At 71.6% G+C, this 26,867-nt stretch carries 25 protein-coding genes and 1 tRNA gene; 11 read left to right on the top strand and 15 right to left on the bottom strand.

Features of this window, described 5'->3' with window-relative positions:
- Nucleotides 1-223 precede the first annotated feature (223 nt).
- Together MRBLMI1_RS00765 and MRBLMI1_RS00760 are read right to left on the bottom strand one after the other, a co-directional pair.
- The gene (locus MRBLMI1_RS00765) at nt 224-1,138 is read right to left on the bottom strand and encodes a M23 family metallopeptidase (protein WP_367726234.1); all 915 of its coding nucleotides are present in this window, start codon (nt 1,136-1,138) and stop codon (nt 224-226) included.
- Nucleotides 1,139-1,395: 257 nt separating this feature from the next.
- Nucleotides 1,396-2,094, bottom strand: a complete 699-nt coding sequence (locus MRBLMI1_RS00760) for a metal-dependent transcriptional regulator (RefSeq protein ID WP_367726233.1) — start codon at nt 2,092-2,094, stop codon at nt 1,396-1,398.
- A gap of 100 nt (nt 2,095-2,194) precedes the next feature.
- Between MRBLMI1_RS00760 and serC the strand changes: the two genes are divergently transcribed.
- A complete protein-coding gene (serC, locus tag MRBLMI1_RS00755; RefSeq protein WP_367726232.1) occupies nt 2,195-3,319 on the top strand; it encodes a phosphoserine transaminase in 1,125 nt (374 codons plus the stop codon).
- Nucleotides 3,320-3,382: 63 nt separating this feature from the next.
- Here serC and MRBLMI1_RS00750 read toward each other — a convergent pair whose 3' ends face one another.
- On the bottom strand, nt 3,383-4,093 hold the full coding sequence (locus tag MRBLMI1_RS00750; RefSeq protein WP_367726231.1) for a DUF3027 domain-containing protein: 711 nt from the start codon (nt 4,091-4,093) through the stop codon (nt 3,383-3,385).
- A complete protein-coding gene (locus MRBLMI1_RS00745) occupies nt 4,077-4,460 on the bottom strand; it encodes a cold-shock protein (RefSeq protein ID WP_367726229.1) in 384 nt (127 codons plus the stop codon). Before MRBLMI1_RS00745 ends, MRBLMI1_RS00750 begins: the two co-directional genes overlap by 17 nt.
- A gap of 110 nt (nt 4,461-4,570) precedes the next feature.
- On the opposite strand from MRBLMI1_RS00745, the gene MRBLMI1_RS00740 reads away from it, so the two are divergent.
- The 5 genes from MRBLMI1_RS00740 (at nt 4,571) to MRBLMI1_RS00720 (ending at nt 10,879) form a co-directional block, all read left to right on the top strand.
- Nucleotides 4,571-4,837: a multidrug ABC transporter ATPase gene (locus MRBLMI1_RS00740; protein ID WP_367726227.1), complete on the top strand. Its 267-nt coding sequence runs from the start codon at nt 4,571-4,573 to the stop codon at nt 4,835-4,837.
- A gap of 1 nt (nt 4,838) precedes the next feature.
- On the top strand, nt 4,839-6,578 hold the full coding sequence (locus MRBLMI1_RS00735; protein ID WP_367726226.1) for a helicase-associated domain-containing protein: 1,740 nt from the start codon (nt 4,839-4,841) through the stop codon (nt 6,576-6,578).
- A gap of 81 nt (nt 6,579-6,659) precedes the next feature.
- Complete coding sequence (locus MRBLMI1_RS00730; protein WP_367726225.1) at nt 6,660-8,309, top strand: DNA repair helicase XPB; 1,650 nt, start codon at nt 6,660-6,662, stop codon at nt 8,307-8,309.
- Between the two features lie 69 nt (nt 8,310-8,378).
- The gene (locus MRBLMI1_RS00725; RefSeq protein ID WP_367726224.1) at nt 8,379-9,071 is read left to right on the top strand and encodes a response regulator transcription factor; all 693 of its coding nucleotides are present in this window, start codon (nt 8,379-8,381) and stop codon (nt 9,069-9,071) included.
- Between the two features lie 134 nt (nt 9,072-9,205).
- Nucleotides 9,206-10,879 carry a sensor histidine kinase gene (locus MRBLMI1_RS00720; RefSeq protein WP_367726222.1) on the top strand — a complete coding sequence of 558 codons (1,674 nt, stop codon included), beginning with the start codon at nt 9,206-9,208 and terminating at the stop codon, nt 10,877-10,879.
- 215 nt (nt 10,880-11,094) lie between these two features.
- Here MRBLMI1_RS00720 and groL read toward each other — a convergent pair whose 3' ends face one another.
- The 5 genes from groL to MRBLMI1_RS00695 form a co-directional block, all read right to left on the bottom strand.
- Nucleotides 11,095-12,714, bottom strand: coding sequence for a chaperonin GroEL (groL, locus tag MRBLMI1_RS00715; protein ID WP_367726221.1), 1,620 nt, complete (start codon nt 12,712-12,714; stop codon nt 11,095-11,097).
- A gap of 171 nt (nt 12,715-12,885) precedes the next feature.
- Nucleotides 12,886-13,089: a cold-shock protein gene (locus MRBLMI1_RS00710; protein WP_367726220.1), complete on the bottom strand. Its 204-nt coding sequence runs from the start codon at nt 13,087-13,089 to the stop codon at nt 12,886-12,888.
- Between the two features lie 223 nt (nt 13,090-13,312).
- The gene (locus MRBLMI1_RS00705; protein WP_367726219.1) at nt 13,313-13,900 is read right to left on the bottom strand and encodes a LytR C-terminal domain-containing protein; all 588 of its coding nucleotides are present in this window, start codon (nt 13,898-13,900) and stop codon (nt 13,313-13,315) included.
- 62 nt (nt 13,901-13,962) lie between these two features.
- The gene (locus MRBLMI1_RS00700) at nt 13,963-14,217 is read right to left on the bottom strand and encodes a DUF3263 domain-containing protein (protein ID WP_367726217.1); all 255 of its coding nucleotides are present in this window, start codon (nt 14,215-14,217) and stop codon (nt 13,963-13,965) included.
- A gap of 9 nt (nt 14,218-14,226) precedes the next feature.
- On the bottom strand, nt 14,227-15,219 hold the full coding sequence (locus MRBLMI1_RS00695) for a DUF2332 family protein (protein ID WP_367726216.1): 993 nt from the start codon (nt 15,217-15,219) through the stop codon (nt 14,227-14,229).
- Nucleotides 15,220-15,293: 74 nt separating this feature from the next.
- Between MRBLMI1_RS00695 and msrB the strand changes: the two genes are divergently transcribed.
- Both msrB and MRBLMI1_RS00685 read left to right on the top strand, forming a co-directional pair.
- Nucleotides 15,294-15,713, top strand: a complete 420-nt coding sequence (msrB, locus tag MRBLMI1_RS00690; RefSeq protein ID WP_367726215.1) for a peptide-methionine (R)-S-oxide reductase MsrB — start codon at nt 15,294-15,296, stop codon at nt 15,711-15,713.
- Nucleotides 15,710-16,279 (top strand): nitroreductase family protein, encoded by a 570-nt coding sequence (locus MRBLMI1_RS00685; RefSeq protein WP_367726213.1) that lies wholly within the window; start codon nt 15,710-15,712, stop codon nt 16,277-16,279. Before msrB ends, MRBLMI1_RS00685 begins: the two co-directional genes overlap by 4 nt.
- A gap of 41 nt (nt 16,280-16,320) precedes the next feature.
- On the opposite strand, the gene MRBLMI1_RS00680 is transcribed toward MRBLMI1_RS00685, so the two are convergent.
- Nucleotides 16,321-17,259 carry a DMT family transporter gene (locus tag MRBLMI1_RS00680; RefSeq protein WP_367726212.1) on the bottom strand — a complete coding sequence of 313 codons (939 nt, stop codon included), beginning with the start codon at nt 17,257-17,259 and terminating at the stop codon, nt 16,321-16,323.
- 204 nt (nt 17,260-17,463) lie between these two features.
- On the opposite strand from MRBLMI1_RS00680, the gene MRBLMI1_RS00675 reads away from it, so the two are divergent.
- Nucleotides 17,464-19,371 (top strand): alpha-amylase family protein, encoded by a 1,908-nt coding sequence (locus MRBLMI1_RS00675; protein WP_367726211.1) that lies wholly within the window; start codon nt 17,464-17,466, stop codon nt 19,369-19,371.
- A 48-nt stretch (nt 19,372-19,419) separates the two neighbouring features.
- On the opposite strand, the gene MRBLMI1_RS00670 is transcribed toward MRBLMI1_RS00675, so the two are convergent.
- The 4 genes from MRBLMI1_RS00670 to MRBLMI1_RS00655 all read right to left on the bottom strand — a co-directional run bounded on the left by MRBLMI1_RS00670 (nt 19,420) and on the right by MRBLMI1_RS00655 (nt 23,300).
- Nucleotides 19,420-21,060, bottom strand: coding sequence for a hypothetical protein (locus MRBLMI1_RS00670; protein WP_367726210.1), 1,641 nt, complete (start codon nt 21,058-21,060; stop codon nt 19,420-19,422).
- 271 nt (nt 21,061-21,331) lie between these two features.
- Entirely contained in the window at nt 21,332-21,961 is a 630-nt protein-coding gene (locus tag MRBLMI1_RS00665; protein WP_367726209.1) for a hypothetical protein, read from the bottom strand.
- Between the two features lie 78 nt (nt 21,962-22,039).
- Nucleotides 22,040-22,115 (bottom strand) — tRNA-Thr (locus MRBLMI1_RS00660).
- Between the two features lie 210 nt (nt 22,116-22,325).
- On the bottom strand, nt 22,326-23,300 hold the full coding sequence (locus tag MRBLMI1_RS00655) for a DsbA family protein (RefSeq protein ID WP_367726208.1): 975 nt from the start codon (nt 23,298-23,300) through the stop codon (nt 22,326-22,328).
- A gap of 211 nt (nt 23,301-23,511) precedes the next feature.
- Between MRBLMI1_RS00655 and MRBLMI1_RS00650 the strand changes: the two genes are divergently transcribed.
- Both MRBLMI1_RS00650 and MRBLMI1_RS00645 read left to right on the top strand, forming a co-directional pair.
- Complete coding sequence (locus MRBLMI1_RS00650) at nt 23,512-24,615, top strand: ABC transporter ATP-binding protein (RefSeq protein WP_367726207.1); 1,104 nt, start codon at nt 23,512-23,514, stop codon at nt 24,613-24,615.
- 83 nt (nt 24,616-24,698) lie between these two features.
- Nucleotides 24,699-26,021: a DUF4032 domain-containing protein gene (locus tag MRBLMI1_RS00645; protein WP_367726206.1), complete on the top strand. Its 1,323-nt coding sequence runs from the start codon at nt 24,699-24,701 to the stop codon at nt 26,019-26,021.
- Nucleotides 26,022-26,223: 202 nt separating this feature from the next.
- Here MRBLMI1_RS00645 and MRBLMI1_RS00640 read toward each other — a convergent pair whose 3' ends face one another.
- Nucleotides 26,224-26,865: an NAD(P)-dependent oxidoreductase gene (locus tag MRBLMI1_RS00640; RefSeq protein ID WP_367726205.1), complete on the bottom strand. Its 642-nt coding sequence runs from the start codon at nt 26,863-26,865 to the stop codon at nt 26,224-26,226.
- Between the last annotated feature and the right edge of the window lie 2 nt (nt 26,866-26,867).

The following is a 26,867-nucleotide window of genomic DNA, read 5'->3' as shown; positions in this document are numbered from 1 at the left end:
GCGATCCCGCGGCATCCGCTCACACGATGCCGGAGGACGAGCAGCCCGAGCGCATCCATGGTGCGGATGCGAGGCATGTCGTCCATCGGCGGTCCCTCCGGTTCTCCCGACGTCGAGGACAGGCTAACCCACTGCGACACGCCCGGGGTCCGACGCGTCGGGAAACAGAAGACGGCGTGTCGGAGAACTCATGTCTCCGACACGCCGTCGAGGTCTGGCGGGCTCAGCTCGCGTTCTGCTGCAGCCAGGCGTAGGGGTCGACCACGGAACCGTTGATGTGCACCTCGAAGTGCAGGTGGTTGGCGGTCGAGCTGCCGGTGGAGCCGACGAGGCCGATCAGCTGACCGGCGGCGACCGTCTGACCCGACTGGACGACGCGGCTGCCGTAGGTCATGTGGCCGTACAGCGTCGACACGCGCTGGCCGTTGATGACGTGATCGATCGTCACGGCGACGCCGTAGCCGCCGTAGCTCTCCTGGGAGACGCGGACGACGCCGGCGGCGGCGGCGAAGATCGGCTGACCGCCGGGCGCGAGGAGGTCGACGCCCTGGTGGTAGCCGGAGTCCCAGAGGCCGCGACCGAGCGTGTAGCTCGACAGGGGCCAGCGGACCTCGCCCGACCCGGGGGCCGTCATGTTGAGGTCGACGGAGGAGACGCTGGTCGGCGCGCTGGTGGCCGCCTGCGCGGCGCGCTCGGCAGCCTCGCGGGCACGCTCCGCGGCAGCGGCGGCGGCGGCCTCCTGATCCTTCTTCTTCTGGATCTCCTCGGCGGTCGTGGCCGAGTAGCTGCTGCGGTCGAGCGTCTGCGCCGAGACGTCGGACGCGACCACGAGCGACTGGTTGTCGGGGGCCGACATCTGCTGCAGCGTCATGGTGTCGGCCGAGGGCAGCGACGCGGCGTACGCCGGGATGGCGACCGTCGCGACGAGGCCGGCGACCATCGACAGGATGACGGCGCTGCGCAGCGGCTTGGCGCCGCGCCGCGGGGTGCGGGGCGAAGCGGGGGCGCTCGTCGCGGGAGCGCGGCGCTCGCGGGACGGTGCGGCGGTCGAGCGGGCGGCGGTGGTGCGCGCTCTGCGGGTCAGACCCGTCGACGGGACCTCGGGCAGGCCCTCGACGGGATCGGTGTGTTCAGCCAAAGTTCCTCCGGCGCCTCTGCGCGGTCACACGCTGGCTCGTCAGCACTCGATGGGGCACGATGCGGGCTTCACCCTCTGCAGACGACGAGCCGATGAGGCAGACTGCGAGGGGTCCGACGGCGGGCTTCTCGCCTGTGGACCCTCTGAGGCTACCCGAATATAACGAACATGTCACGCACCCGACGCTTTCCCCAGGGACCGTTCGGGTTGCAGGGCGACCGGCGGAGAACTCCCCCGACCGCCCGTGCGCGAACGGGTCAGGCGTCGGCCACGAGGAAGATGTGCGAGGCGACCTCGACGGGAAGCTCGAGCCCCTCCTCGGACTCGTCCATCTGCACGAGGACGTAGCCCTCGTTGAAGCGGTACTCGCCGCGGGCCCCGGGGACGACGCCGGCGGCCTTGAACTGCTGCAGGAGCTCCGGGTCGACCTGCGCCGGCTCGGCGAGCCGACGGACGGTGCCGGAGATGGGCTGGCCGGCCTCGTTGAGCTTCTTGACCAGACCGACGACGCCCTCCTCGAAGGTGGCGCCGGGGATGTCGCCCAGCTGGTCGAGGCCGGGGATGGGGTTGCCGTAGGGCGACTCGGTGGGATGCCCGAGCAGCTCGACGAGGCGGCGTTCCACCTGCTCGCTCATGACGTGCTCCCACCGGCAGGCCTCGTCGTGCACGTAGGCCCAGTCCAGGCCGATGACATCGCTGAGCAGCCGCTCGGCGAGACGGTGCTTGCGCATGACGTCCACCGCCTTCTGACGGCCGTCGTCGGTGAGCTCGAGCCGGCGGTCCTCGGACACGACGACGAGACCGTCGCGCTCCATGCGCCCGACGGTCTGCGACACCGTCGGACCGGAGTGCCCGAGGCGCTCGGAGATGCGCGCCCGCAGGGGAACGATGTTCTCCTCCTCGAGCTCGAGGATGGTGCGCAGATACATCTCGGTGGTGTCGATCAGATCGGTCATTCGGGGGTTCCCTCGGCGTCGCGCGGCAAGTCCTCCCAGCCTACCGACCCGCCCCGACATGAAGGCGGGACGGCCGAGGCGTGCGTCCTAGAATCGAGCCATGCCGCACGTGGACCTCCCCACCGAACTCCTGCCCACCGACGGCCGCTTCGGGTGCGGCCCCTCCAAGGTGCGCGGTGCGCAGCTCGAGGCGCTCGTCACCCGGGGTGCCACCATCCTCGGCACCTCGCACCGTCAGGCCCCGGTCAAGGACCTCGTCGCCAGCACGCGCGAGCGTCTGGCCGAGCTGTTCCGCCTGCCCGACGGGTACGAGATCATCCTCGGCAACGGCGGGTCCACCGCGTTCTGGGACGCCGCCGCCTTCGGCCTCATCGAGAAGCGCAGCCAGAACCTCGTCTTCGGCGAGTTCGGCGGCAAGTTCGCCGCCGCCGCCGGCGCCCCGTGGCTGCAGGCCCCCGACGTCCGCCGCGCCGAGCCCGGCACGTCCGCCGTCGCCGAGGCCGTCGAGGGCGTGGATGTCTACGCCTGGCCGCACAACGAGACCTCGACCGGTGTCGCCGCCCCCGTCCGCCGCGTCCACGGCGACGACGGCGCCCTGACGGTCATCGACGCGACCAGCGCCGCCGGCGGCATCGACTTCGATGTGGCGGAGGCCGACGTCTACTACTTCGCGCCCCAGAAGAACCTCGGCTCGGACGGCGGCCTCTGGTACGCCGCCGTCTCGCCCGCGGCGCTCGAGCGCATCGAGCGGATCGCCGCGTCGGACCGCTACATCCCCGAGTTCCTCAGCCTCAAGAACGCGGTCGACAACTCGCGCCTGCAGCAGACGCTCAACACCCCGGCGCTCGCCACGCTGCTGCTGCTCGACGACCAGCTGGGCTGGATCCTCGACAACGGAGGCCTGGCGTGGGCCGGCGCGCGGACGGCGGAGTCCTCCTCGGCGCTCTACGAGTGGGCCGAGGGCAGCACCGTCGCCACGCCCTTCGTCGCGGACCCCGCGGACCGCTCCCCCGTCGTCGTGACCGTCGACTTCGACGAGTCCGTCGACGCGGCGGCCGTCGCGAAGAGCCTGCGCGCGAACGGCATCGTCGACACCGAGCCCTACCGCAAGCTCGGACGCAACCAGCTGCGCGTCGCCACGTTCGTGTCGATCGAGCCGGAGGACGTCCGGAAGCTCATCGGCGCGATCGACTACACCGTGGAGGGTCTGCGCGTCGGCGCCTGACCCGTCACCGATGGACATGACGAAGGCCGCCCTCTTTCTCGGGGGCGGCCTTCGTCGTCTCGGTCAGTAGCTGCGTTCGCGCTCGTCGTCGTCCGACTCGTCATCGTCCGACTCGTCGTCGTCGGAGTCACCGGACTCGTCGTCCGCGTCGTCGCCGTCGTCGTCCGCATCGTCGTCGCCGTCGTCGTCCGGGTCGTCCTCGTCGCCGTCGTCCTCGCCGTCTGCGGCGTCGTCGTCGTCGGACTCCTCATCGGACTCGTCGTCCGCGGCATCCACGTCGAGCTCGTCGATGTCGACGCCGTCGAGATCGCCGGCGTGCAGGCGCGCCCGGGGCTCGTCGTCGTCGGACTCGTCGTCCGGGTCGTCCTCGTCCTCGTCCTCGTCCTCGGCATCCGACTCGTCGTCGTCGAGGTCGTCGACATCCGCGTCGTCCGACTCGGCCGCCGCCGCCTGCGCCGCCTGGTACTCGGCGAGCCGGGTCGCCCACGGGATCCACTCGGGAGCCAGCAGCGCCCCCTCACCGGGCAGCAGCTCGACCTCCAGCACCGTCGGCTCGGCGTCCTCGACGACGGCGACGGTCACGGTCCAGTGCCAGCCGGGGTAGCCGGCGAGACGGGTGAGGAAGCGCAGCGAGACGACCCCGTCGTCCTCGACGACGTAACCGGCCGCCGGGCCGATGCTGGACTCCGGCGTGATCTCCCGCAGGGCGGCGAGGGCGAGGTCGTGGGCGTCGAGCAGGCGCGGGTCGACCGGCTGCTCAGGCTTCGAAGTCATCGGCGACCTTGCGCAGCACGGCGGCGATCTTCTTCGCGTGCGCGCCGCTGGGGTACCGGCCGCGACGCAGGTCGCCGCCGATGCCGTCGAGCAGCTTGACGAGGTCCTCGACGATGATGGCCATGTCGTCCGCGGGCTTGCGCGAGCGCTTGGCGAGGCTGACGGGCGCCTCGAGGACGCGCACCGAGAGGGCCTGGGGTCCGCGCTTGCCGTCGGCGACGCCGAACTCCAGACGCGTTCCGGCCTTCGGCCCGGGGGTCCCGGCGGGCAGGGCGGTGGCGTGCAGGAACACGTCCTGGCCGTCATCGGTCGTGATGAAGCCGAAGCCCTTCTCGTCGTCGTAGAACCTGACCTTGCCGGTGGGCATGGATACCTCGCTGGGGATGTGCGCGCAGACGCGCGATGGAACGCGGGAAACCCGATCGGGACCCGGCCTCCCAGCCTACGGCACCGCCGCCAGGCAGTAGGCTGAGCCCGATGAGCACGCGCACCCCCGGCGAAGACGTCCCGATCCGACGTATCGATCGCATCCTCGCGTTCATGTCGCTGGGCCTGCTCATCCTGTCGATCGTGTGCTTCTTCGCGATCATGATCGGCTCCTCGACCGGCGCCGACATGCGCACCGGCGTCTGGCCCACCGTCGGCGTCCTCATCTACATCGCACCTCCCGTGGCGTTCGCGTGCCTGGTGGCCGTGCTCATCATGAGCTTCGTGCGAAGGGCACGCGCGAACAAGGGTCGCTGACGTGTCCGAGACCTCCGATCAACGTGCGCTGGCGGTCTCTCTGGGCGCGATGCGCGACGATGAGCTGGTCCGCCTCTTCGCCGACCGCGAGGTGTCGCCGACCGCCACGTGGCGCGACATGTTCGACGCGGCCGACGCCCTCCTCGACCCGGCCTCGATCGGACGGGCGCTCCCCGCACTCAACCGCGCCGAGGCGCAGGGACTCGTGGATGCCACGGCCTCGCGCACCCCGCTCCCGCCCGAGTCCCGCGACGCCCTGATCTCCCGGGCCCTCGCCCGTGAGGACGGCACGCCCTTCACCGCCGTCGCGGAGATCGTCCGCGAGACGTTCCCGGACGGCATCCCGGACACCGAGATCCCCGCCGTGACCTCGGACCCGGCACCGCGCGAGGCCGCCGCCGCCGAGGACGCGTTCACGAATGCGGCCTCGCTCGCCGACGTGCTCCTGCTGGCCCTCGAGACGCCTCTCGGCCGCATCGGCTCCGGCTCGCTCGGCGCCGGCGAACGTCGTCGTCTCGTCGAGACGGGAGCGGCCGTCACCCCCGACGACGCCGATCTGCTGGTCGGCCTCGGCGCCGCCGTCGGTCTGCTCGGCTCGAACGGGCGCGCGTGGCTGGTGACCCGCGCCGGTCGCGACTGGCTGCGCAAGCCCACGCTCGACCGATGGGAGAGCACCGCCGCCGCCCTGCGCGACGCGCTCCCCTCCTCCTACCGCTCGCCCGACGGCGGCTGGGTCTCCGCCTACCTCTGGGCGGGGGCCGCGCCGTTCGACCCGACCGGTCCCCGGCACGCCTCGGAGTGGATCGCGCGCTTCCGCGCGTGGGGGCTCATCGACACGGCCGGCCAGGAGACGCCGTGGAGCCGCGGTCTCGCCGCGGGCGGCCCGGCCGAGACCGACGCCCTGCGCGCGCTGCTTCCGCCCGAGGTGGACCGCGTGTACCTGCAGAACGACCTCACGGCGATCGCGCCGGGACCGCTGGCCCCGCACCTCGACGTCCGCCTGCGCGGCATGGCGGCGCGGGAGTCGCGCGCCCAGGCGTCCAGCTACCGCTTCAGCGCCGCGTCGATCGGCTCCGCCATCACGGCGGGCGAGACCGCGGAGTCGCTGCGCGACTTCCTCACCGGGCTGTCGCTGACGGGGCTGCCGCAGCCCCTGGCCTACGTCATCGAGCGGTCCGCCGCCGAGCACGGGCGGGTGCAGGTGGCCCGGGACGAGGCGTCCGGCCTGACCCGGATCCGCACCGACGACGCGACCCTCGCGCGCGCCATGGAGGTGGATCAGTCCCTGCGGTCCATCGCCCTCACCGTCGACGACGACGCCGACGGCCACGACCTCGTCACCCACGTGGACCGCGACGTCGTCTTCTGGGCGCTCAGCGACGCGCACTACCCCGCGGTCGCCGTGGACGCGGACGGCCGCGCCCGGGCGCTGGACCGCGCCCGCCTCGCCCCCGACGAGTCCGCCCCCTCCCCCGCGGACGTGTACGCGCCGCTCGTCGGTCGGCTGCGCGCCGGCGTCGGCGACTCGGACGCCGCCTGGCTCGAACGCGAGCTCGACCAGGCCGTCCGCACGCGGTCGGTCGTCGACGTGACGGTGCGGCTCCCCGACGGATCCGCGCGCGTCTTCCGCCTCGAGGCCACGGGTCTGGGCGGCGGACGGCTGCGCGGGCGGGACAAGGCGGCCGACGTCGAGCGCACCCTGCCGCTGTCGCACATCGACGGGGTCGCGCTGGTCGATTGAGGACCGGGATGCCGCCCCGGTGGCATCCATCCGCCCGCCGACGCGCCGGGGGCACGCGCGACCTCGGTAGAATCGACCGTTATGGCTGACGGTCCCCTCATCGTGCAGAGCGACCGCACCGTGCTGCTCGAGGTCGCACACCCCGACGCGGAGACGGCGCGGCACGAGCTGGCGGTCTTCGCCGAGCTCGAACGCGCGCCCGAGCACATCCACACGTACCGCATCACCCGGTTGGGGCTGTGGAACGCCCGCGCCGCCGGCCACGACGCCGACGGGATGCTGCAGACGCTCGACCGGTGGTCGCGCTTCCCGGTGCCGGCCTCGGTGAGCACCGACATCCGCGAGACCGTCACCCGGTACGGCCGTCTCGTCATCGAGCGCGACGACGAGGGCGCGCTGGTCCTGCGGTCCACGGACGCGGCCGTGCTGAGCGAGGTGTCGCGGAACAAGCGCATCGCACCGCTGCTCATCGGACACCCGTCCCCCGACAGCTACACCGTCGACGCCTGGGCCCGCGGCCACATCAAGCAGGAGCTGCTCAAGATCGGCTGGCCCGCCGAGGACCTCGCCGGTTACACGCCCGGCACGCCGCACCCCATCGACCTCGACGAGGACGGCTGGCACCTGCGGCCGTATCAGCGGCAGGCCGTCGACTCCTTCTCGGAGGGCGGCTCCGGCGTGGTGGTGCTCCCCTGCGGTGCGGGCAAGACGCTCGTCGGCGCCGGCGCGATGGCCGAGACCCGCACGACGACGCTCATCCTCGTCACGAACACCGTGAGCGCGCGCCAGTGGCGGGACGAGCTGCTGCGCCGCACCTCGCTCACGCCCGAGGAGATCGGCGAGTACTCGGGTCAGTCGAAGGAGATCAAGCCGGTCACCATCGCGACCTACCAGATCCTCACGGCCAAGCGCGGGGGCCAGTACGCCCACCTCGCCCTCCTCGATGCGCTCGACTGGGGCCTGGTGCTCTACGACGAGGTGCACCTGCTGCCCGCGCCCGTGTTCAAGCTCACGGCGGACCTGCAGGCGCGGCGCCGTCTCGGCCTGACGGCGACCCTGGTGCGCGAGGACGGACGCGAGGGCGACGTCTTCAGCCTCATCGGCCCCAAGCGCTTCGACGCACCGTGGAAGGAGATCGAGGCCCAGGGCTTCATCTCCCCCGCCGCCTGCTACGAGGTGCGCATCGACCTCCCGGCCGGCGAGCGCCTCGAGTACGCCGCCGCCGCGGATGAGGAGCGGTACCGCCTGGCCGCCACCGCCCCGGCCAAGATCGACGTCGTGCGCCGGCTCGTGGACCGACACCCCGGGGAGCGCGTCCTCGTCATCGGGCAGTACCTCGACCAGATCGACGAGCTGGCCGAGGCGCTGAACGCCCCGAAGATCACCGGCTCGACCCCCGTGTCGGAGCGGGAGGAGCTGTTCCAGGCCTTCCGCGTGGGCGAGATCTCCCTGCTCATCGTGTCGAAGGTCGCGAACTTCTCGGTCGACCTGCCCGAGGCGTCCGTGGCCATCCAGGTCTCCGGCTCGTTCGGCTCGCGCCAGGAGGAGGCCCAGCGTCTCGGGCGCCTGCTGCGCCCCAAGCAGTCGGGGCACACCGCGAGCTTCTACACGCTGATCGCCCGCGACACCGTGGACCAGGACTTCGCGCAGAACCGGCAGCGGTTCCTCGCCGAGCAGGGCTACGCGTACACGATCCTGGATGCCGACGGGATCGAGGCCGTCGCCGCCTGACCCATAGCAGGGCGCGGCGTTTCGTGCGATATCCAGCGGTTCCCTGGGTGCAGTCACGATAATGAGCACATGACTGCACCGCGCATCCTCGTTGTGGACGACGAACCGAACATCCGCGACCTGCTGATCACGAGCCTGCGTTTCGCCGGGTTCCATGTCCGGGCCGTGAGCAACGGCGCGCAGACGATCTCGGCGGTCCTCGAGGAGGAACCGGACCTGATCGTGCTCGACGTGATGCTGCCGGACATGAACGGCTTCAGCGTCACGAAGCGTCTGCGCGGGGCCGGATACACGGCGCCGATCCTCTTCCTCACGGCGAAGGACGAGACGGAGGACAAGATCACGGGCCTGAACGCCGGCGGCGACGACTACGTCACCAAGCCGTTCAGCCTCGACGAGATCGTCGCGCGCATCCAGGCGATCCTCCGCCGCACGATGCAGGCCGACGAGGAGTCGGTCATCCGCACCGGCGAGCTGACGATGGACCAGGACACGCACGACGTGAGCGTCGGCGACGTCTCGATCGACCTCAGCCCGACGGAGTTCAAGCTCCTGCGGTACCTCATGCTGAACCCGAACCGCGTGCTGTCGAAGGCGCAGATCCTCGACCACGTCTGGGAGTACGACTTCAACGGCGACGCCGGCATCGTGGAGAGCTACATCTCCTACCTGCGCCGCAAGATCGACCCGCACTCCTCCGAGCCGCTCATCCAGACCAAGCGCGGCTTCGGCTACATGCTCAAGTCCGGTAAGAGCGCCTGAGCCGGGAGGCTCCCCTGTCGCATTCCGACGACGCCCTGACACGCTGGTGGCGTGCGCTGAGCCTCCGGGCCAAGGTCACCGGCGTCACCGTCACGCTCCTGGCGGTCGGGCTGTTCGCGGCGGGGATCGGCACGATGGTGTTCCTGCGCACGACGCTCGTGAACAGCCTGGACGAGCAGCTCGGCCAGCAGGCGGCCAGCAGCGTCGCGAGCAGCGTCTTCACCTGGTCGGAGGTGGACGGCGAGGTCGCCTTCACGCAGGTCGACAACGTCGCGCAGATCGGCTCGATGGTCGCGGTCTACGGGCCGCCGGACGGGGAGCGCAAGGCGTTCTACAACGGCACCAACGCCAAGGGTCTGCCGCAGCTGCCCGAGACGTACCCGCTCGAGCAGATGTACCTCGACCTCGGCAAGCGGATCGATCTGGAGAACCCGGACACGGGTGAGCACTTCCTCGCCCGCGTCGACCTGCTGACGATCAACGGGACCGTCTACACGCAGATGGTGATCCAGCCGCTGGCCCCCACCGATCGCATCGTCGCGGCGTACGTCGGCATCTACGGCTTCGTCGCGCTGCTGATCCTCATCGCCAGTGCCCTCCTGACGCGCTGGCTGGTGACGTTGACATTCCGCAGCCTGGGCCAGGTGGAGACGACGGCCATGGACATCGCCGCGGGCGACTTCAGCCAGCGCCTCACCGACATCGTGCCCGGCACCGAGGTGGGACGCCTCAAGACCGCCATCAACGCCATGCTCACGCGCATCGACGGCGCCCTCGGGCAGCGCGACGCGACCGTCCGGCAGATGCGGCGCTTCATCGGCGACGCCAGCCACGAGCTGCGGACGCCGCTCGTGACGATGCGCGGGTACGCGGAGCTGTACCGCATGGGCGCGATCCGCTCCGAGCAGGACGTGTCGCAGTCGATGGAGCGCATCGAGAAGGAGGCGATCCGGATGGGCGCGCTCGTCGAGGACCTCCTCGCGCTCGCGCGCCTGGACGAGCGCCGCGACGTCACGATCATCCCATTGGACCTGCGACCGATCGCGCGCGACGCCGCGCTCGACGTCCGCGCCGCCGCCCCGCAGCGCGAGGTGACGGTGGACGACACGACGACGCGCGACGCCGTCGTGCTGCCGGTCATGTCGCTCGACGGCTCGGCGCTCCCGGCATCCGATTCCCGCGACACCCCGGCGGAGGAGGGTCCCGCGCCCCGCCGGCGGCCCGCGCCGGCGACCTCGGCGATGGCGATCGCCCGGCTGTCCCGGTTCCGCCGTCGCCCCAAGGAGAACGGCGAGACCGGCCCGGTCGACGCGCCCGCGTCGGGGAGCGGGACCTCTCCGGGGATCCTGGGCGCGCCCCGCCCGGCCCCCATCGTCCTCGGCGACGAGAACCGCGTGCGACAGGTCGTCACGAACCTCCTCGGCAACGCGCGGCGCTTCACGCCCGACGACTCCCCCATCGGCCTGAGGGTGGGAGTGGATGCCGCCGCCGACATGGGATGGATCGAGATCATCGACCACGGCGAGGGCGTGCCGGAGCAGATCCGCGAGCAGATCTTCCAGCGGTTCTGGCGGGCGGACACGTCCCGCACCCGCGAGACCGGCGGGTCCGGGCTGGGCCTGTCGATCGTGGCATCCATCGTCGACCTGCTGCACGGCACGGTCGAGGTCGTCGACACCCCGGGCGGAGGGGCGACGTTCCGCGTCTCGCTGCCGCTCGCGCACCGCCGCGAGGCCGCCGAGCACGCGTCGATCGAGACGCAGCCGCTGGAGCGCCTGCCCGAGGACGCCCCGCCCCCGCAGGCCTGACCCCGCGCTCTCCCCCGCCGCGTCGCTCCCGCCGTGTCGCGCTGCCCGCACGGGCGCTGACATGGCGCAGATGCACGCGGAACGCCCCGCGGGGCGTACATCTGCGACACCTCACGGCCCTGCGGCGGGCGCGCTGACCCGGCCCGGCGACACCGTCCCGAAACGGCAGAACGCCCCCTCCCGGAGGAGGGGGCGTTCAGAACCTCAGGCGTGGATCAGAAGTCCATGCCACCCGTCGGGTCACCGGCGGGGGCGGGGTTCTTCTCCGGCTTGTCGGCGACGACGGCCTCGGTCGTGAGGAACAGACCGGCGATCGACGCGGCGTTCTGCAGAGCCGAGCGGGTCACCTTGGCGGGGTCGATGATGCCCTGTGCGAACAGGTCACCGTACTCGCCGGTCGCGGCGTTGAGGCCGTGGCCCACGGGCAGCTCCGAGACCTTGTTCGCGACGACACCGGGCTCGAGACCGGCGTTGAGCGCGATCTGCTTGAGCGGGGCCTCGATGGCGACCTTGACGATGTTCGCGCCGGTGGCCTCGTCACCCGAGAGCTCGAGGTTGGCGAGAGCGGTCTTGCCGGCCTGGATGAGCGCGACGCCACCACCGGCGACGACACCCTCTTCCACAGCAGCCTTGGCGTTGCGCACGGCGTCCTCGATGCGGTGCTTGCGCTCCTTGAGCTCGACCTCGGTCGCGGCTCCGGCCTTGATGACGGCGACGCCACCGGCGAGCTTGGCGAGGCGCTCCTGGAGCTTCTCGCGGTCGTAGTCGCTGTCGGTGTTCTCGATCTCGCGACGGATCTGGGTCACGCGACCCTCGATCAGCTCCGACTCACCGGCACCCTCGACGATCGTGGTCTCGTCCTTGGTGATGATGACCTTGCGCGCACGGCCGAGCAGGTCGACGGTCGCGTTCTCGAGCTTGAGGCCCACCTCTTCGGTGATGACCTGGCCGCCGGTGAGGATCGCGATGTCCTGCAGCTGCGCCTTGCGACGGTCGCCGAAGCCGGGAGCCTTGACGGCGACCGACTTGAAGATGCCGCGGATCTTGTTCAGCACCAGGGTCGCGAGCGCCTCGCCCTCGACGTCCTCGGCGATGATGAGGAGCTCCTTGCCCTCCTGGATCACCTTGTCGACGATCGGCAGAAGGTCCTTGATGTTCGAGATCTTCTGGTTGGCGATCAGGATGTAGGGGTCCTCGAAGACCGCCTCCTGACGCTCGGGGTCGGTGACGAAGTAGGGGTTGATGTACCCCTTGTCGAAGCGCATGCCCTCGGTGAGCTCGAGCTCGGTGCCGAAGGTGTTCGACTCCTCGACGGTGACGACGCCTTCCTTGCCCACCTTGTCGATGGCCTCGGCGATGAGCTCGCCGATCGCGGGGTCGGCGGCGGAGATCGACGCGGTCGCGGCGATCTGCTCCTTGGACTCGACCTCCTTGGCGGAGGCGAGGAGCTCGTCGGTGACGGCCTTGACGGCCTTCTCGATGCCCTTCTTGAGCGAGATGGGGTCGGCGCCGGCCGCGACGTTGCGCAGGCCCTCGCGCACGAGCGCCTGAGCGAGGACGGTCGCGGTGGTGGTTCCGTCACCGGCGACGTCGTCGGTCTTCTTGGCGACCTCCTTGACCAGCTCGGCGCCGATCTTCTCGTACGGGTCGTCGAGCTCGATCTCCTTGGCGATCGAGACACCGTCGTTCGTGATCGTGGGGGCGCCCCACTTCTTCTCGAGCACGACGTTGCGACCGCGGGGGCCCAGGGTCACCTTGACGGCGTCGGCCAGCGTGTTGAGGCCGCGCTCGAGACCGCGACGGGCCTCTTCGTCGAAAGCGATGATCTTTGCCATAAGTGTGTCGTCCCTCCCGGACGGATGAACCAGATTTTGGCACTCGACGAAAGCGAGTGCTAACTCATTCTGGCACTCGCCCCTAGGGAGTGCAAGCCGCGCCACGCGGGCGGACGACGACGCCGCGGCATCCTGTTCCGGATGCCGCGGCGTCGAGGTGAGGGTCGGGAGTCAGGCGGTCAGGCGCACCGACTCGGCCTGCGGGCCCTTCTGCCCGGTGCCGATGGTGAACTCCACCGACTGGCCCTCCTCGAGGACACGGAACCCCGACATCTCGATGTTCGAGTAGTGCACGAAGACATCCTGACCGTCTGCGACGGTGATGAATCCGAAACCCTTCTCGGCGTTGAACCATTTGACGGTGCCCTGCGTCATGCGAATCTCCTGTTGCTGAACGACGAGGTCATCGTATGCACGCACAGGCGCCCCGAACCGGGCCGGAAGGCCATTGTTGACGCGGGTGCCGCGAGAGATTTACCGCCCCGAAACACGGGGCCTCGCCCGAGGGGGTGAGAGGGATGCCAGGGCCCTTCCGGCCGCTGGAGGTCGACGGTCGACGCCCCTCTCCCCGGTCGCGACGGACGTGCGGGGCTCCCGCTCAGGCGGCCGGCGCCGCGGGGACGCGATCGAGCCCGATGACGACGACGAGCTGTCTCGTCTGCGCCTCGTCGTCGGGGGTGTTGGGGTCGTCCGCGGGCTGCAGGAAGTCGTTCTGCGCGATCTCCGCACCGCCGATGGCCTGCGCCAGGCCGAGCGCCGCCGCCTCGTCCTCCGGACGGACGTAGTAGACGGTCGTCGTCGCGAAGTCCGTGCTGTCGGAGTCGCCCGTCACCACGGTGTCGCCCGACCACCCGGCGGCGACGATCTGGTCGCGCAGCTGGGTGGCGAGCCCGTCCTGGCCGGTGCCGTTGAGCACGACGACCGAGAACGACGTGTCGACCACCCCCGCCACGGTGGGGGTCGGCGCGGGCTGCGCGATGCTGTCGTCCCCGCCCAGCGAGATGCGGCCGGAGGCGACGAGCGTGCCGAAGATCCCCACGGCGATGAGCACGACGGTCAGGACCGCCGCCCAGAGGAAGACCATCCAGCCGCGGAGCCCCGGGTTCTCGGCGCGGTGGGCGCCGACGCGTCCGGAGTCCGTCGACAGGTCGTCGAACCGATCCCGAGGGAAAGTCGATCTGGCCATTGGACGATGCTATCGGTCGTGCCTACGGGCGCCCGTCGCGCCCCGATCCGCGCGTGCGGTCGTCATCGCGCCGCGGTTCGACCGAGACGGGCCTCGCGCGACGCGGCCGCACCGTCGCGGGCGCGCCGGAGCCGGCGGACGAGCATGGGATCGGCCGCGAGGGCGTCGGCCGTGTCGATCAGCCGACCGAGCAGCTGGTAGTAGCGCGCCGGGGCGAGGCCGAACTCCGCGCGGATCGCCTCCTCCTTGGCACCGCCGTGCCGACGCCACTCCGCCTCGAAGGCGAGGAAGGCGCGGTCGCGGTCTGTCAGAGGCACGCTCCGACGCTACTGCGGCGAGGGAGAGGATCCCGGATGCCACGCCACCGACGCCCCAAGCGGGTCGACGGCCGCGAGCACCTGCCCGTCGAGGGCGAGAGCGAACCCGCCCGGCCACGTGTCGGCGACGGGGGCGAGCCCGTCGTGCAGGCCGACGGGGTCGATCGTGATCCACCGGCCCGCCGCCCGCGCCGCTGCGACGACGTCCGCCCGGTGCGGAGCGGGGACGTGCGGGAGGACCCCTGGCGTCGTCACGACGAGAGTGGCACCGGCCGGTGCGAGCGCGGCCAGCTCCGGCAGAGCCGCCGCGCCGTCGCCGCGGACGAGGAGCGGCGGGTCCGCCGCGGCGATGTCCAGAGCCGCCTCGACGCGTTCGCGTCGCCCCGTCTCCCCCGGCCACACCAGACCCGTGAGCCAGGCCCGCGTGTCCGCCACCCGCGGGTCGAGCGGGTTCAGGTCGATGCCGGCCCGCCAGACGACCTCCGGCAGCCGCAGCGCCGGCTCGCCGGAGAGGACGGCCTCCAGCACGACGGGGCTCTCCCCGCCGGGCGGGTCGAGTCGGCGCACCCGCCCGTCGGCGGCCGTGTAGCGGTACGAGTAGCGGTCGGGATACAGGCACAGGCCCGCGCTCGCCCCGACCTCCAGCAGGGCGATCGGCCCGGGGATGAGCGCGAGGGCGGGCAGCAGCGCCGCGCAGCGCAGCGGCTCGTTCGTCTGCACGCTGCGCCCCGCGCACTCCGCCCCGACCTCGTCCGCGTGACGGCGCACCCACTCCGCCCAGGCGCCGAGGTCGTCCTCCGGAGCCCCGAGCAGCCGCATGACCGCGAAGACCAGCGGGGGTTGACGACGGTTCGCCGGCACGGCGGTCAGCGCCTCGGCGAGCCCGCGGTCGTCGGCGATCGCCTGCGCCCACGCGCCGTACAGCACCGACCGGCCGGGGGCCTCGTCGCGCGCGAAGCGCGCGAACCGCGCGGCGACCGCGGTCGCGGCATCCATGTCCATCCGGCGATTATGCCGTCGGTGCGCCTCCGCCCGACGCGAGACGAGAGAATGGTCGTCGGAGAAAGGAAGTCCCCATGTCTTACGCCGTCGAGAAGTCCGACGACCAGTGGCGTGCCGAGCTCACGCCCGAGCAGTACGCGGTGCTCCGCCAGGCCGGAACCGAGCGCGCGTGGACCGGTGAGCTGCTCGACGAGAGCCGCGCCGGCCTGTACACCTGCGCCGCCTGCGGCGCGGAGCTGTTCCAGAGCGGGACGAAGTTCGACTCGCACTGCGGGTGGCCGAGCTTCTACGAGTCGGTCCGCCCCGAGGCGGTCGAGCTCATCGAGGACAACAGCCACGGCATGCAGCGCACCGAGGTCCGCTGCGCCAACTGCGGCTCGCACCTGGGGCACGTCTTCCCCGACGGCTTCGGCACCCCGACCGGTGACCGGTACTGCATGAACTCGCTGTCGCTGAACTTCGCCCCCGCCGACGCCCCCGCGAACGAGGCATGAGCGCCCTCGAGGCGATGCGCGACCGGCGCTCCTGGTCGAAGGTCACCGACGAGGCGCCCACCGGACCGGAGCTCGAGGCGTTCGTCGCCGCGGCCGGTCGCGTCGCCGACCACAAGTCGCTCCGTCCCTGGCGTCTCATCGAGATCCGCGGCGCCGACCGCGATGTCCTGGCCCGCGCGCTGAACAAGGCCGACGGCAAGAAGGGCTACTCCTCCAAGCCCCGTCGCGCGCCGCTCATCATCGCGGTCGTGGCCGACCTCGGCTCGAAGAAGATCCCCGCCTGGGAGCAGGAGGCCGTGGCATCCGGTGTCGCGCACATGCTCAGCCTCGCGCTCGACGAGGCGGGCTTCGGCGTGTTCTGGCGCACCGACGACAACACCCGCAGCAAGGCCCTCGCCAAGGCGCACGGCCTGTCGAAGTCCGAGGTGCTCCTCGGCTGGCTGTACGTGGGCGGCAAGCCCCCGCGGTCGCGTCCCGTCCGCCGGAAGACGGTGGATGCCGCGAAGCACCTGTCCCGGATGCCGTCCGGCCGCCGCCGGTCGAAGAAGAGCGTCGACGCGGGCTGACGCGCTTCGCCGGGCGACCGGCGCGCCGGCGACCGCCCGGTTCAGCCGCGGCGGCGCCAGGGCACGGCCGCGACCGCCACCCCCGCGATCGCCACGGCGGCGGCGATGATCGCCACGAGCGTGGAGGGCGCGGCGGGGGCGGGCCACAGCGCGTCGAGCACGACCGAGGTGGCGAGCAGCCCCACGACGGAGCCGAGGCCGAGCAGGAGCACGCCGGTGCGGCGCACCACGATCGCGGACAGGAAGATGTACGTCACCCCGACGGCGCCGCCGAGGTAGAGCCACGGCTCGGGCGGGAGGGCGTCGGGGAGGCCGGTGAAGGCCGCGCGCACGACGGCCGCAAGAAGCAGGACGGCCGTCCCGCCGATGAAGTTGACCAGGGTGGCGGTCAGGGGGCTCTCGACGCGGACGCGCAGGCGCCCGTTCGTCCCCTGCTGCCAGGCGACGCCCGCACCGGCGATCGCGGGGACGATGAGCATCCAGACGGGCACGCCGCGGACGTCGTCCCCCGCGAGGCAGACCACGACACCGGCGATGGCCAGCAGTGCGCCGACGAGACGCCCCGGGGTGACGGGCACGACGCCGGCCGGCCCGTAGCCGACCCGGTCGAGCACGAGACCGCCGGCGGTCTGGCCCGCGACGAAGCCGACGGTGAACAGGGCCACTCCGATCGTCGCGACCGTCAGTCCCTGGCTGGCGACGGTGAAGGCGCCGACGAGCCCGCCCAGGAGCATCCACGGCGGGATGCGACGGTCCCGGATGCCGCCCACCAGACGGCCGAATCCGCGGCGCCCCTCGGGGACGAGGGCGGACAGGACGATGAGGATGAGCAGCCCGGAGCCGAACGAGATGACCCCGGAGTAGATGCCGTCGCCGATCTCGGCGCCGAGCGTGCCGTTGATCCGGGCCTGCAGCGCGGTGAGGGCGCCGATGAGGACCGCGCCGAGCACGGCGATGCCGACCGTCCGACGCTCGTCCACCGGCTGTCCTTCCCGGCCGCTGCACGCGCGAGGGCCATCGAGAATGCTACGGCCCAGGCGGCTCTCGTCCGTCGCGACGGTCTCTCGCAGAAAGCGTCCGCGCTCGCAGGATCTCGCCCGGATCCTGCGCGTTTCGCGTGATTCTGCGAGGAACGGGTCGCCGCGGGACGTCTCCGCGCGTTGAAGTCGCCGCGGAGGGCGTCGATGCGCCAGGGTGTGGGTGTGCCCCAGCTCCGTGCCGACTCCGCCGCCGACGTCTCCCGCATCCTGCGCGCGGCCCGCGCCGCCGGCGCGGACCGTTCCTTCCTCGCGCGGGCGGAGGCGCAGCTGCCGCGCCTCCACGACCTCTTCCGCCGGCTGTACGGCGAGCGGACGGACGGCGTCGAGCGCCTGGCATCCGTCGTCGACCTCGCCCGCCGGTCGTGGGCCGAGCGGCCGGCCGAGCTCCGCGCCCTCGACGACGCCCGTGCGGCGGATCCGACCTGGTTCGAGAGCGAGCGGATGCTCGGAGGCGTCTGCTACGTCGACCGTTACGCCGGTGGGCTCCGCGGCATCCGGGATCAGATCCCCTACTTCCGCGAGCTGGGGCTGAGCTACGTGCACCTGATGCCCCTGTTCGAGAGCCCCGAGGGCAACAGCGACGGCGGGTACGCGGTGTCCAGCTACCGGCGGGTGAACCCGCGGCTCGGCACGATGGCGGAGCTGGCGGACCTGGCCGCGGAGTTCCGGCGCGCAGGGATCTCGCTCGTGGTCGACTTCATCTTCAACCACACGAGCAACGAGCACGAATGGGCGCAGAAGGCCGTCGCGGGCGTGCCGGGGTACGAGGACTTCTACCTCATCTTCCCGGACCGGACGATGCCCGACGCCTACGAGCGGACCACCCGCGAGATCTTCCCCGACGATCACCCCGGCTCGTTCGTGCAGCTGCCGGACGGGCGGTGGATCTGGGCGACGTTCTACCACTTCCAGTGGGACCTCAACTACGCCGAGCCGGCAGTCTTCGAGGCGATGGCCGGGGAGATGCTGTTCCTGGCGAACCAAGGCGTCGAGGTGTTGCGGATGGATGCCGTCGCGTTCATCTGGAAGCAGCTCGGGACGACCTGCGAGTCGCTGCCCGAGGCGCACCTGCTCCTGCAGGCGTTCAACGCCGTCCTCGCGATGGCCGCGCCGGGTCTGCTGTTCAAGTCGGAGGCGATCGTGCACCCGGACGAGGTCGTCTCCTACATCTCGCCCGAGGAGTGCCAGATCTCCTACAACCCGCTGCAGATGGCCCTCACCTGGGAGGCGCTCGCCACCCGCGATGGTCGGCTGCTGCAGCAGGCGCTCGAGCGGCGCCACACTCTGCCGGCGGGCACCGCGTGGGTCAACTACGTGCGCAGTCACGACGACATCGGCTGGACCTTCGCGGACGAGGATGCCGCCGAGCTCGGCATCGAGGGGTACCCGCACCGCCGGTTCCTCAACGACTTCTACGTGGGCCGCCACGACGGCACGTTCGCCCGCGGGGTCCCGTTCCAGGAGAACCCGCGCACCGGCGACGCCCGGGTCACGGGCACGACCGCCTCGCTCGCCGGGATCGAGGCCGGGGACGCGGGCGGCGAGGACCGCGTGGTGCTCGCGCACGCTCTCGCGCTCTCGACCGGCGGCATCCCGCTGCTCTACCTGGGCGACGAGGTCGCCCAGCTCAACGACGACTCGTACGCCGATGACCCGCATGAGGCGGGCGACAGCCGGTGGGTGCACCGCCCGCACCGACCCGAGCAGAACTACGCGGACCGGACGGATGCCGCCACCCCGGCCGGCCGTGTGTTCTCCCGGCTGGCGCGGCTCATCGCCGTCCGCCGCGAGACACCGGAGTTCGCGGGGAACACGCTGATCGGGTTCGGCACCCCCGTGGCCTCCGTGGTGGGATTCCTGCGACCGGGTGTCGGATCCGCGGTGCTGGTGCTCGCGAACGTGGCGGACGGGGCGGTCCACGTCGACGCGCTCACGCTGTCGGGCCTGGAAACCGATGCCGTCGACCTCGTCTCGGGCGAGGACGTCGGGGTGGCCGGCGGCCTGGACATCCCCGCGCACGGGGTGCTCTGGCTGCGCGTGACGCTGCGCTGAGCCGCACTCCGACGACGCGCCGCAGCGGCGGCGAGGAATACGCGTCGATCACCCGAGGGTCGCTCCGGCGCGCCGCGCCTCCGTCGCCTTCGCGACGTCGATGTAGGCCGGCGTGAACGACAGCGTCACGGCTCCGTCGACGGCGACGGCGTCGCCGTAGATGTCCCGCATGCCGGTGATGCGCTCCCCGTCGGCGACGACGGCGCTGACCGGGAGCGACACCGCGCCGTCTCCGGCGCGCGCACTGCGCAGTTCGTCCGGATAGGGGTCGATCTGCTCGGGTGTCGTCCAGGCCACCAGCCGCGTGCGCCCGCCCCCGGTGAACCGGAAGACGTCCACGTGACGACCCCCGTCGTCGAAGGAGCGGACGGAGTGGAACGCGACGCCGGCGAGCTCCCGACGCAGTCGCGCGAACGCCCAGGCGACGGGCTTCGGACGGTCGGCATCCGACGCGTTCCCGCGCAGCACGAACAGGCCGAAGTTGTTCTCGGTGCCGCCGGGGTCGTCCCACCAGGAGTCGACCATGTTGTACCAGAACGCGCTCGACACGTTGGCGAACTCCTGCGCGCCCACGAGAAGGTGCACGAGCGCCATCGCCTGCGCGTGCAGTGTGCGGACCCAGGCACCGTTGCCGCCGGTCGGATCGGGGACCACCCGTGACCAGCCCGCCTCGGTGAACGCCACCGGGTGCACCGCGCCGTTCACGGCGACCATCTTCTTGTTGAGGGCCTTCATGAGCGCCCGGAACTGCCGCGGCGACTGCTCGTACGGGTGCGCGCTGATGGCGTCGCAGTGCTCGAGTCCGCCCTCCTCGATGAACTGCTTCCAGAACTCGCCGGCCGCCTGCACACCGGTTCCGACCGCCCCGGGCGTCAGCACCTGTACGTCCGGGAATTCGTCGGCGATGGCGGTGTAGGCGGCCCGGAGCAGGGGCAGGATCGTCCGCGCGTCCGCGTCGGGCCACCAGCCCGAGTTGAACGAGGCGCTGTTCACCTCGTTCCACAGCTCGACCGCGTGCACCTTGCCGGGGTACCGCCGGAGCGCCGCCAGCACGAAGTCCGTGAACCCCGTCACCTCCTCATCGGTCCGAGGGAGGCGCGTCAGCCCCTTCTGCGAGGAGTCACCGCCGTTGTACAGCGGGTTGTTCTGCATGAAGCGGAGGGTCAGGCGCAGGCCGTGCTTCTGACACAGCTCGACGATCTGGTCGGTCCAGGTGGAGAACGCGTACTCGCCGCGCGTGGTCTCGATGACCGACCACGGGAGCGTGTCGAGAAGCGCCCCCATCCCCAGCGCTCCCATCACCGGGATGAGGTCGTTCGGCGTCTCCTTGCGTTGCGCCACCTGATCGGAGTCGTCGGAATGCGGGAAGAGCGTCACTCCGCCGAAGAAGTCGTCCGCCGCGGGCGGGGTCTGCACGATCATCGGCACGGCCGCCTGCCGGGATCCGGATGCCGCCTCGACCCGGACGTAGCCCGGCGCCCACGCCCGCGGCTCGAGGACGATCGTGGCCGTGCCGCTCTCCGACGCGGGCGCGACCCCGGAGGCGACGACGACGTCGTCGGGGAAGCGCCGGACCGTCCACTCGACGGGCCCGTCGACGCCGACCAGCGGCAGGGAGATCTGCGGCCGTGCGGTCGTCGGCTCGGGGAAGACGAGAGAACTCGTCGCGAAGCGGAGGACGTCGCTCACGACGCATCCCGGTCGTCGGTCTGCGGGCAGGTGATCATGGCAGGCTCCGTCCCCGTCCCGGCGGGACGATCCAGGCGATTAGAACCGCACGGAGGACATGCATACATGTGAAGCCGCGCGTGTGCGATCACCCTAGGAAGGGCATTCCGAGACCTGCAACGAAATTCACCCGCCGGCGTTCCGGGGACGGACCGGACGCCGGAAACGCTCGAGAAGCCATCCGGATCGGCGAACGGCGTCGCTCCCGAACGGGGATGCCCGCTGCGTGCCGTCAGGTCGCGGGTCGGAGGAGGGAGAGCTGGTCCCGGACGACGGCCCATCGCACTTCGTCGCCCGCGAAGTGGTACGTCGCCCCCCACCCCTCGTCATCCGCCCAGCCGTCCTCCGCCCGCAGACCGAACTGCACCCCGTCGGAGACGTCGATGCGCTCATACCCGGCGTCGACCAGCGCGCCCTGCGCGGCCTGCGCCGCGGACTCGTCGATCCGCGCCCACGCGAGGTCCAGCACGTTGTCCGTCGCCACTTCCGGGCCCGCTCCGAAGCGGCAGCTCAGCTGGCCGTCGGGCGCGCCGCCGGGGAAGGAGTCGAAGGGGCTGTGCCCCATCTTCTGGCCGGCCATGTTCCAGCCGACCCACCCGTTGTCCGTCACATCCTGCGCGAAGGCGGGCGTGATGATCTCATCGCACGACGTGTACGAAGCGGAGGCCTGTCCATCGCTCGACGGGGTGCCCGTCTGTGTCGCGGTCGGAAGAGCGGACGCGGAGATCGACGGCGTCGGGGAGGGGGATGTCGACGGCGTCTCGACGTCGGCGCCCGGAGCGGACGGCGCGGCGCACGCCGAGAGACCCAGCACCCCCGCGGCGAGGACGGACAGGGGAAGGAGGGCGAGACGGCGAGCCATGTCCCGAGCCTAACGAGCCCGGTCGACACCGCGTCCGCGGGCGACGCCTCGTCGATCTTCCCGGCCACGCGGCATTCGTGGTGCCGGCTACAGGACTTGAACCTGCAACCCCCGTATTACAAGTACGGTGCGCTACCAATTGCGCCAAGCCGGCAGGCCACCCAGTCTAGCGACGGCGGCACCCTGCCCCCGCCCGCCCCCCGCCGGCGCCGCGTCGGAGCCCCGCCGGCGCCGCGTCGAGCCCTGAGTTGGCGCACATGTACGCCGCGCAGCGCGCACGGCGTACATCTGCGCCAACTCAGCGACGAGACAAGGCGCGCGTCAGGGCGCAGGCGTCAGCGCGCGGGGCGGCGGAGGGCGCGCGTCAGGGAGCGGGCGTCGACGACGGGACGGCGGTGGCCGTCGGCGTCGGGGTCGACGTGTAATACGCGTTGCTGTCGAGGGTCAGCACGAACTGCGCGAACTCCTTCGGGTCGCTCAGCGCGCCGACGTACTTGGTGCCGTTGACGAAGACCGTGGGCGTGCCGGACAGGGTCTCGCCGTCGGTGTCGGGCAGGCCCTTGATGGCGCGGTCGGTCGCCGCCTTCGCCCACGAGGTGAAGGTCTCGTCCTCGATGCAGGAGCGCACGTCCGGGCTCGCACCGGCGCCCTGCGCGAGGTCGGCGAGCTCCTCGTCGTTGTAGCCGTCGCTGTCGACGGCGGGCTGCTTCATCAGCAGCTCGTGGTTGAACGAGAAGAAGTCGTCCGGGTCGTGCGTGGCCACGCAGGCGGCGGCGCTCGCGGCGCGGAGGCTGTACTTCGTGCCGTTCGACTTCGACGTCAGCATCGCGACCGGGTAGTAGGTGAGGGATGCCGCGTCCTCGGCGACCCACTTGGAGAGCTGGTCGGCGTTGGCCGACTGGAACTCCTTGGCCTCCGCGGAGAGGTAGTCGACGTAGACCCGGATGTCCACGGGCGCGGCGGTCCCCGTCGGCGCGGGGGTCGCGGCGGCCGGCGTCTCGGTGGCGGCGGCCTCGGCCGCGGGGGTCGCGGCGGGCGTGGCCGCGTTGCCCTCGACGCTCTGGTCGACCATGGGGTCGGCGACGCCGGTGGCGGCGGTGACGACGAAGCCGTCGTTCGCAGCCTCGGGCAGCGCCTGCGAGCGCGAGTCGTCGGAGGAGACCGCCCAGGTGACGCCCACGGCGCCGGCGGCGACCACCGCGACGCCGAGGATGCCGACGATCGACCGGCGGGCGATCCGGGCACGCGTCTGGCGCGCCTTCACCTGCTGCGCCTTCTCGCGCACCGCCTCCCGGCGGGCACGCTCGGACGGCACGTTCGGTGACTGATCGTTGGACATGGAACCTCTCGGGCGCGCAGCTTCCAGGGGGAGAATCGACGGGTCGCGCGGGGAAGCGACCGACAACCGATGCTAGTTCGACAGGCTGAGAAAACCCGGGACACATGCCATACTGAGCCTGCGCTCACTGTCGCGCGCGCGGGGTCGCCCCCGCTCATTCCATTCACTACGGATCGTCCGGCACGTACCTGCCGGTGAAGGAGAAGAGAACATGGCGTCCGTCACCTTTGACAACGCAACCCGTCTGTACCCCGGAGGCACGCGCCCCGCGGTCGACAAGCTCAACCTCGAGGTCGCCGACGGCGAGTTCCTCGTCCTGGTCGGCCCGTCCGGCTGCGGCAAGTCCACCTCGCTGCGCATGCTCGCCGGCCTCGAAGAGGTCAACTCCGGCCGCATCCTGATCGGCGATCGCGACGTCACCGACGTGCCGCCGAAGGACCGCGACATCGCGATGGTCTTCCAGAACTACGCGCTGTACCCGCACATGACGGTCGCCGAGAACATGGGCTTCGCCCTCAAGATCGCCGGCGTCGGCAAGGACGAGCGCGCCGCCCGCGTGCTCGAGGCCGCCAAGCTGCTCGACCTCGAGCAGTACCTGACCCGCAAGCCGAAGGCCCTCTCGGGTGGTCAGCGTCAGCGCGTCGCGATGGGACGCGCGATCGTCCGCCAGCCGCAGGTGTTCCTCATGGACGAGCCGCTGTCGAACCTCGACGCCAAGCTCCGCGTCCAGACGCGCACCCAGATCGCCTCGCTGCAGCGCCGCCTCGGCGTCACCACGGTCTACGTCACCCACGACCAGACCGAGGCGCTCACCATGGGCGACCGCATCGCCGTGCTCAAGGACGGCATCCTGCAGCAGGTCGGCACCCCGCGCGACCTGTACGAGACCCCGAAGAACGTCTTCGTCGCCGGCTTCATCGGCTCGCCCGCGATGAACCTGTTCCCGGTCGACCTGGCCGAGGGCGGCGTCCGCTTCGGCGACCTGGTCGTCCCCGTCGAGGCCGACACCATCGGCAAGGCGCACGGCAGCGAGGTCACCATCGGCGTGCGTCCCGAGGACATCCAGGTGGCTCCGGCCGACGGCCGCGGCCTGTCGGTCGTCGTCGACCTGGTCGAGGAGCTCGGCGCCGACGGCTACCTGTACGGTCACACCGACATCAACGGCAAGCGCACCGACATCGTCGCCCGCGTCGACGGTCGCCGTCACCCCAACGCGGGTGAGACGGTCGTGCTCGCGCCGGTCCCCGGTCACGTGCACGTCTTCGACCTCGAGTCGGGCGACCGCCTGACCGACAAGGCCATCGCCTCGGCCTGACCAGACGCACCGCTGCGGCGCGTCTCCGTTCTCCGGATCCGATCCGGGCGGAGGCGCGCCGCACTCGTTCTCCCGGAGGCATCGTGCCCGAATCGCTCCGCATCACCGCCAGCACCGTCGACCCCGGACTCCTGCAGCTGCCGTGGTCCACGGGCCTCGCCGACTGGCCGAGCACCCATATCGTCGCGCTGCCGAAGGGCATCTCGCGTCACCTCGTCCGCTTCGCGAACCTGTCCGGCCGCGTCGTCGCGATCAAGGAGACGACCGAGGAGATGGCGCGGCGCGAATACGACATGCTCGGCAACCTGGACCGGCTGGGCACGCCCTGCGTCGAGCGGGTCGCCGTCATCGCCGGACGGACGGACGCCTCCGGCCGCCCCTTGCCTGCCGCCCTCGTGACGGCGCACCTCCGCTTCTCGCTCCCCTACCGCGCCCTCTTCACCCAGGTGCTGCGGCCGAACACCGCCACCCGCCTCGTCGACGCCCTGGCGGTGCTGCTCGTGCGCCTGCACAACGTCGGCTTCTTCTGGGGCGACGTCTCGCTGTCGAACACCCTGTTCCGCCGGGATGCGGGCGCCTTCGCCGCCTACCTCGTCGACGCCGAGACGGGCGAGCTGCACGGCAACACCCTCAGCCGGGGTCAGCGCGCGCACGACCTCGACGTCGCCCGCACGAACATCGCGGGCGAGATCATGGACCTCGAGGCCGGCGGGCGCCTGGAGGGCGGAGTGGATGCCGTCGCCGTCGCCGACGGACTGGTCTCGTCCTACGACTCGCTGTGGGCCGCCCTGACCGACCGCGAGAGCTTCGCCGTCGACGAGTCCTGGCGCATCACCGAGCGCGTGCACCGCCTCAACGCGCTGGGCTTCGACATCGGCGAGATGTCCATCACCACGGCATCCGACGGCACGCGCGTGTCGATCCAGCCGAAGGTCGTGGACGCCGGCCACCACCAGCGTCGGCTCCTCCGGCTCACCGGTCTCGACGTCGAGGAGAACCAGGCCCGCCGCCTGCTGAACGACCTCGACGAGTTCCGGGCACGTGTGTCGCGGCTGGGCGCGGACGAGGAGATGGTCGCGCACGAGTGGCTGACCCGCGTGTTCGAGCCGATCGTCATGGCGATCCCGTGGGACCTGCGGGCCAAGCTCGAGCCCGCGGAGGTCTTCCACCAGGTGCTGGAGCACCGGTGGTACATGTCGCAGGCGCGCGGGCGGTCGGTGCCCCTGGCGGAGGTCGTCACCTCCTACATCGACGACGTGCTCAGCCACCGCCGCGACGAGGCCACCGTGATGGGCCCGCCGACCGACACGATGTCCGTCCCCGTCGTCTCCGACGCCGACGCCCCGGCCACGGGCGAGGTCCCCACGACCGACACCGCGAACGTCGACTGGCGCGACCTGGTCTGACGCGGCACCCGCGCCGCCCCGCACCCGCCTCCTCGCCTCGCCCGCACGGGGTGTCCCACGTCGTGCAGGAATCGTGCCCCGAACCCGCACGGAGTGGGACACGCCCGCCCGGGCTCGCGGCGCGACGCCGCTCGGCAGACGACGGAGGCCGTGGCATCCGGAATCGATCCGGGATGCCACGGCCTCCGCATGCGCCGCCGGGTCAGTAGCCGACGGTGAAGCGCTCCCGCTCGTGCTTCGGGTTCTCGATCTCGTCGAGGACCGCGATGGCGAAGTCGGCGCCGCCGATGGACGACTCGCCGTTCTCGTCGACGACGAGCACCGCGCCGCCGTCGCGGTAGCGGCCGGTGCGCTCGCCCGGCGCCCACGCGCCGAAGGCGCCCGCCGGGTGCACGTAGAACCAGTCGCGGCCGGTGTCGTCGGCCTGCAGGTCCTCCAGGATGCCGATGGCCTCGCTCGCCTCGGGCTTGTACTCCTCGGCGAACCCGTCCGTATCGATCAGTCGCGGTCCGCCCTCGGCCACGAGGGAGCCGCCGGCCCCGCCGATGACGCCGAGGCGCACCGTGTCGGGGAGGGCGGTGACGAGCTCGGCGATGGCGGGACGCAGCTTGCCCGCCATGTCGCCGCGCGGCGCGACGGCCGAGACGACCACGTCGACGCCCTCGAGCTGGGCGACGAGGCCGGGCACGCCCAGGACGGTGCCCTCCAGGTACGTGGCGCCCTCGACGCGCTCGGCGGGAACCGAGCGGGCGACGGAGACGACCGTGTGGCCGCGACGGACGGCCTCCGTGACGATGTGGCTGCCGGCGTAGCCGGTGCCTCCGATGACGGCGATGCGGGGCATGG

The organism is Microbacterium sp. LMI1-1-1.1 (genome assembly GCF_040815675.1).
Classification (GTDB): domain Bacteria; phylum Actinomycetota; class Actinomycetes; order Actinomycetales; family Microbacteriaceae; genus Microbacterium.
This window is presented reverse-complemented; position numbering and strand designations above follow the sequence as displayed.